This window comes from Terriglobales bacterium, assembly GCA_035764005.1.
GTDB lineage: Bacteria > Acidobacteriota > Terriglobia > Terriglobales > Acidobacteriaceae > Gp1-AA112.
Genome location: DASTZZ010000074.1, coordinates 1 through 5,401 on the forward strand (window position 1 = coordinate 1; position 5,401 = coordinate 5,401).

The following is a 5,401-nucleotide window of genomic DNA, read 5'->3' on the forward strand; positions in this document are numbered from 1 at the left end:
CTGCTGATAATTCAGCCACTGGCGCGCAAGCAACGCCGTCAGGACAGCTACAGCTTGCGTCGCGACTACTGAGAGCAGCCATCCACCATGAATCCCCTCGGCCAGCGTCGGCTTATTCTCCTTCACCGTGAAAGCAGTAAAGATTACATAGATGAGAGCTACCCATAATGGGAAAGCAATCCACAACATCGCAGTAGCGATTCGGGACTCTGAGTCTATGATCAACAGCTGACGCGCCAGGACGCTAGTGCCGGCAACCAACGTAAAGAATCCGGGAGCGATTCTAAAATTCGTTAAATCCCGCAGGAGAGATCCGGGATCGACGGCCGCCCGGCCGATCAGCAGCACCCAGAAGCCACAGTAGAGCACCACGTTCAGCCACATGAGGATGCTTCCTACAACGGGAATGCCGGCTGCATGCACCGCGATCGAAACGATGCCGGTCGCCATTACCATGGAAAAATAAACGGCTGGAAACGAGGCAATCCGATTGCCCAGGCTCGGGGTTTGTTTCAAACGCTTGTCCGGCGTGAGTAGTTCCGTTCCCATTGGAAAGTTCCTCTGCCCGCGACAATCGATACGAGCGGCGAGGCTGCTGCAGTTCAGATTTTAAGCCGGTTAGTACCCATGGGGTCTGTGACATCTGTCACGTCTCGACGGGTAGCTTCCTGATTCGGCGTTCCTGGCGAGAGGTTAGGGAAGCTGTCGATAGTGCACCCAATCAAAATCAATCCAGCCTTCGTGACCCGAATCGGGCACTGACGTTGACGGATCTGCGCTCACCCTGTAAGCGAACAGCGCCGGTCGCGAGCCTTTCCAGAAAGAAAACGCAATTGGAACTTCGGCTCCGAGTTGATGGAACGAATCGCCATCGTCGAGGCTGTAACTGTAAACGGCGCGATCGTCTCGAACCTGCACACGAAGCTGAACAGTCTTCGCGGTAACATCGGGTCCATCAGTTACATCAGCACCGGCGAACCATTGCAGGGTGTGTTTGCCCGCCTTCGCGGCAACTTGCAGACCATTCGGATCCTTCTGGAACATGGCCAATCCTGCGCGGGCATCTTCTCTCATATGCGAGATATCCATGCGGACCGTGAAATCAAGCGACTCGCTCTGCATCTGCTGGGTGAGCGTATTGCGTGCGTGGAGAAGATCACTGGCTGCGCCCGGCGAGAGCCGCAGGAAGCCTCGGCGCCGCGAGAGACTCCAGCGGGAGTCGTCCGGATTGTGGTTCCATTCCCATTGTGGGCCAAGCGTCAGGGCGCCGAACTCGTCCGATGTTTGCGGATGCATCGCTGCCGCTTTGGCTCCCGCGTTCACCGGCAATTCGGGATACATGAGCACAGGTTCGCCCACACTGGGGCCAGGTGGGACTTCGCCGATAACCGGCCAGCCGTCCTGCCACTTCACCGGTTGCAGGTGCACGATGCGTCCATGGGCACCGCGCGATTGAAAGTGAATGAACCACCCCCGGCCATCCGGAGTTTCGACGTACGCACCCTGGTGCGGGCCATTGATGTTCGTCGACCCCTGAGCGAGCACAACCTTGTATTCATACGGCCCCCATACCGACTTCGACCGCAGCACCGCCTGCGATCCTTTCGCTACTCCGCCGAACGGAGCAAAGATGTAGTAAATACCGTCGCGCTTGTACATCTTCGGACCTTCGAGCGTCGGCAGATGTTCGGGATCGCGAACGATCTCCTTGCCATCGTCCAGCACCGACATTCCATCGGCTGCCATGCGATGGAGGATCAATGGACCCGCGCCTTTCTTTGAGTGCACCAGATAAGCTGAGCCATCGTCGTCCCAAAACGGGCATGGATCTTCAAGCCCTGCCTGCCGAATCAGGGCCACTGGCTTCGACCACGGACCGTTGATCGTCTTCGCTGTAACCACGAAGATCCCTTCCGTCGGTGTGGGAAAGTAAATATAGAAAAGGCCGTTGTGCTTGCGTATGGCCGGAGCCCACACGCCCATGCCGTACCCGTTGCTGCCCTCGAGGTTGTAACGAGGATCCATGTCGAGCTTCGGAAGTGCATGCCCGAGAATGGTCCAATGAACCAGGTCCAGCGATTCCAGAATGGGAATGCCAGGAACGAAGTGGAAGGTCGAGGCGATCAGATAAAAATGATTGCCGTCGCGGATAACGTCTGGGTCGGAGTAGTCGGAAAAGAGAATTGGATTGCTATAGCCACGAGCTCTCTGGGACGGCTCCTTGCTCTGTGCCTGGAAGGGAATGGCCAAAGTAGCGAACGCCAGCAGCAGAATGCCAAGGCACGCATCCCGCCACTTGGATCGCTCAGAATGGACAGGTTCTAACGAACTGATCAATGCCCGCAAGCCTCGAAACAGAGGTTCTTGCTGAAGAACGGAAGCACATGATTTTGAAAGCGGTCGGCGACTCTGCTGGTATGCGTTCCTGGATATACCTCGAAGCTGTTTACGATCCCATATTTATCGAGCACGTCATGAAGCTTTTCCGTGTCCGCCCGCAGCCGATCCTGATCGCCAACGTCGATGCCGATCGCGCGATAGCGGCGCAAGTTCCCGATGTACTGATCGATGAAAGCCAGAGGCGCATTCGCCGTCCATTTCGCCAGCACGTCCGGTTGAGGCTCGCCATTTTTGCTGGGCAAGTCCAGATACAGCGGCGGATTCTTCGGGTCGGGCGACCAGGCCGCAGCACTGGCAAGTTGTGCGCGCGCAAAGAATGTCAGCTTGGCGGAGTCTTCCGGAGTTTTCACCGACTCGAGAGCCTTGTCGATTTCGGAATTCGACGCGCCGGGCTGACGAGGAGATAAGCAACACGGACTCATGATATACAAACTGCCAAATACGTCGGCATGCTTCATTCCGATGCGCGTCGCTCCATATCCTCCCATGGAATGGCCAACCAATCCGCGGCTCTCCCGATTTGGGATGGTTCGGTAGTGAGCATCAATATACGCGACCACATCGTGCGCAATGAACTGCTCGAAATCTCCAGTGGTCACCGAACTCGAATACATGGATCCGTTGTGGACAGTCTTCGAATCAGGCAGCACCACAATCATCTCTTTCGCACCCAGAGCAAAAGCGCCTTCGATCGTCTGCGGCACATGGATCTCGTGAGTCCATTGCTCCGCTCCAATCGAGTACCCGTGCAATGCATAGACAACGGGATAGCGCCTCGATTTCTCCTTTGCGTAGCTGGGAGGCAGAAAAATAAACACATCGCGATCGACCGCGTCTCCCTCCAGGTTGCCTTCGAGGGCGGTGCCGTGGATCTTGATGTGATCCACCGTGACGGGTTTCGCGCCTGCGACTGGGGCCGGAACTTCGGTCTGTACCTGCGCCGTAATCGGTGGGACTACAACTGCGGCGACCGACAGCAGGAACAAGTGAACCCATTTGATCGTTCTCATCGTTTTGCTCTTTTCATCACTCAAGATAGAGTGTTTCGATTGGCTAGCGAGACAAGCAGCGGAACACCGTCCAGCCTCTGCAGCCGCACATTATAGAATCCGTCGGCTACGACATTGAAGAGTGCAGCGCTCATCTAAAGCGTTTTAGAAGTCTTGACAGGCGAAAATCTCCTGCATATAGTTTGCGGGTCGAACAAAAGCCCACTGCGAAGCTGTTCCGAACGCAACCAGCTTCACGGGCAAGCACAGTGGTAGTGACAGTGTGTTCCAACCTTGGCAAGCGCGCTGAGCGCGGCTTGCCGCTAACCGGCCCCAGCGGAGAAATCCCCTGCCGCCTCGGAGGAGCAACTTATGAAATCGCCTCGCTTGATCTGGACCGCGCCAACCGATTTTCAGGTTCCATCGGAACGAAACCGAGAGAGGAGTGCGGGACGAAAGATGATCGCCATGCCCAACTTCCATGGCGCTTCCAGTTTTGCCAATGCACCGCTTTCGGTGTTGGTACTGCTGCTGGTGTCGGCTCTGGCGACAGGAGCATTCGCTCAGGAGAATACGTCTGCCGACTCGAGCACTCCTTCTGTTTATAGCGTCGAGAACACGGGTGCGAACTTCGCGGCGCCCAACTTCCCGAGCTTCGCTCAGCTTCCCATCATCCGACCGTTGCCGGACCCGTTTCGGTTCGTCGATGGAACTCGTGATACTTCGTTCGCAAGCTGGGAACGCCGTCGCAACGAGATTAAGGCTGCAATTGAAAAATACGAGATTGGCCCAAAACCAGATTGTTCCGATTGCAGCATTGCGGCGACGTATACCCCGGCTGCGGCAGGATCAAATGCCGGCTCGCTGCAAGTAGTTGTTACCCGGAATGGGAAGTCTTTGACGTTGAAGTCGCGCGTTTGGCTTCCACAAGGAATGGGCAGCGGACCATTTCCGGTATTGATCCCGATGTCGCTGGCATTCCCACCGTTCTTCGTCCCTCCAGTTCCCAACTATGGAAGTTTGCCCTCGAGTGTTTTTGCCAGCCGTCCGGTCGCGACCATCGACTTCTTTCATAACGACGTGACCGTTTACTCGTTCTTTGGAGTGAACAGCCACGTGAACGATCCCTTCTACCAGCTTTATCCTGAGCTTTGCGCGGGAACATGTACGGGCACCAGCAATTCCGGACAGTACGCTGCATGGGCCTGGGGTGTGAGCCGGCTGATCGACGGCATTGAGATCGCTGCTCATCAGGCGGTGAATCCGCTGCCAGTCGATACACAACACATCGCTGTCACCGGTTGTTCCTACGCCGGCAAGATGGCGCTCTTTGCCGGCGCCTTCGACGAGCGGATCGGCCTCACCATCGCTCAAGAAAACGGAGGTGGCGGCGCACCAGCCTGGCGTGTAACTGATGAGATCGAGGCGGGCGGTGCGTCGGAAGACATCCAGCGCACGGACTATAACTGGTTCGCTGGACAAATGAAGCAGTTCTCCAGCCCCAATGTCTACAAGTTGCCGGTAGATCATCACGAACTGATGGCGATGGTGGCGCCTCGCGCGCTGCTGGAGACGGGCAACACAGATTTTTACTGGCTCTCGAACCGATCTAACTATGTTTCGGCGCGGGCGACACAGCAGGTTTACAACGCGTTCGGTATTGGAGACAGGTTTGGCTTCTATATCGATGGCGGACACAATCATTGCGCAACCCTGCCGGCCGAGGCTCCGGCGGTCGCCGCCTTTGTCGACAAATTCATGCTGGGCAATGCCGGCGTCAATACGGATGTGGAGGTGTTCCCGACGAATCCCCCGCTCACTTATGACTACTCGAAGCTCGATTACAGCCGCTGGACCGCATGGTGGGGAACAAACGATCCAAAATTCCCGAACGATTGGAATCCGGGAGATGGAACGTTGGTGATGTCGATGTCGCGTCCATTGAACATCAACTCTGGGGATACCCTCCTGGCAGGCTATGATCTGTTCCTCGGCAACGATCATCCAGCAGC

At 56.4% G+C, this 5,401-nt stretch carries 4 protein-coding genes; 1 reads left to right on the forward strand and 3 read right to left on the reverse strand.

The features are described 5' to 3' along the window. The 3 genes from VFU50_12810 to VFU50_12820 all read right to left on the reverse strand — a co-directional run. Positions 1-549, reverse strand: a 549-nt coding sequence (locus VFU50_12810) for a tellurite resistance/C4-dicarboxylate transporter family protein (protein ID HEU5233736.1), incomplete at its 3' end; no start/stop codon positions are given. A 144-nt stretch (positions 550-693) separates the two neighbouring features. After that, complete coding sequence (locus VFU50_12815; GenBank protein ID HEU5233737.1) at positions 694-2,250, reverse strand: glycoside hydrolase 43 family protein; 1,557 nt, start codon at positions 2,248-2,250, stop codon at positions 694-696. 83 nt (positions 2,251-2,333) lie between these two features. Then, positions 2,334-3,410 carry an alpha/beta fold hydrolase gene (locus VFU50_12820; GenBank protein HEU5233738.1) on the reverse strand — a complete coding sequence of 359 codons (1,077 nt, stop codon included), beginning with the start codon at positions 3,408-3,410 and terminating at the stop codon, positions 2,334-2,336. 351 nt (positions 3,411-3,761) lie between these two features. Between VFU50_12820 and VFU50_12825 the strand changes: the two genes are divergently transcribed. Further along, positions 3,762-5,401: hypothetical protein (locus VFU50_12825; GenBank protein ID HEU5233739.1), on the forward strand; the 1,640-nt coding region annotated here is incomplete at its 3' end.